The organism is Xanthomonas sp. SHU 308 (assembly GCF_000364645.1).
GTDB classification, from domain to species: Bacteria; Pseudomonadota; Gammaproteobacteria; order Xanthomonadales; family Xanthomonadaceae; genus Xanthomonas_A; species Xanthomonas_A sontii.
Genome location: NZ_AQOK01000478.1, coordinates 1 through 1,125, shown reverse-complemented (window position 1 = coordinate 1,125; position 1,125 = coordinate 1). Strand labels below are relative to the sequence as shown.

Below are 1,125 nucleotides of genomic sequence, written 5' to 3'. Positions count from 1 at the left end.
GCCGCCCCAGCCGATGCCCGAACCGGGGCTGCGCCTGGCGCGGCACACGCCGCTGACCGCCGCCGACGCCTGGGGGGCGACGCCCGGCGCGCGCCGCGAATGCGCCGCGCTGATCGCCGGGCTGCGCTCGGAAGGCCTGTTCACCCCGCCCAGCGTGCGCGGCACGATCGCGCTGCCGGGTTGGGCCGGCGGCGTGAACTGGGGCGGCATCGCGGTGGATCCGCAGCGCCAGCTGGCGATCATGCCGGTGTCGGACCTGCCGATGCAGGTGGCGCTGATCCCGCGCGACCAGTTCAGCAAGGCCGAGCATGCGCGCCATCCGGACCAGCAGTTCAACGACATGGAAGGCACGCCGTACTACATGCGCCGCGGCATGTTGAGCTCCTCCGGCGGCATTCCCTGCGTCAAGCCGCCGTGGGGGCGACTGGTGGCGGTGGATCTGCGCACGCGCAAGATCGCCTGGGAGCGCCCGCTCGGTACCCTGGAAGAGAAGCTGCCGTGGCTGCCGCTGGAGGTGGGCACGCCGCTGCTCGGCGGCGCGGTGACCACCGCCAGTGGCCTGACCTTCATCGCCGCGGCCGCCGACGCGCGCCTGCGCGCGCTCGACAGCGCCACCGGCAAGACCCTGTGGGAGGCCAAGCTGCCGGCCGGCGGCCAGGCCACGCCCTCGGTCTATGCGGTGGGGGGCAAGCAGTACGTGGTGATCGCGGCCGGCGGGCGCGAAGGCATGGGCACGATGGGCGACTACGTGGTCGCCTACACGCTCGACGGCACCGGCAAGGACGTGGTGTTCCAGCACGGCGTCGGCGTGCGCATGGCGGTACTGGGCCTCGCTGCGCTGAGTTCGTGTGCGGGAGTGGTGATGTTGCTGCGGCGTTGGCGCCGGCGGCGCCGTGCACGGGCTGGTGGTGGGGCACGCTGAAGCGGAGCGCGGTGGCTGGTCGGCGTTTCGGGGGTGATGCAGTCGGGACTGAAGTCCCTCCCACAGTGACGCCTCTGCACGTGCTGTCCCTGGAGTGAGCGCGGCTTCGGCGGCGACGCGCGGCGCATGCACCAGCGATTTCTATTGGTCGTGCATGTTGCTCGATTGTGGGAGCGACTTCAGGGCACCTCTAAAAACCCCGA

General features: G+C 71.8%; 1 protein-coding gene. It reads left to right on the top strand.

The window, feature by feature from the left end; all coding sequences use genetic code 11:
• The coding region (locus D588_RS0114725) for a PQQ-binding-like beta-propeller repeat protein (protein WP_051067878.1) at positions 1-922 on the top strand (922 nt) is incomplete at its 5' end.
• Positions 923-1,125: the final 203 nt, after the last annotated feature.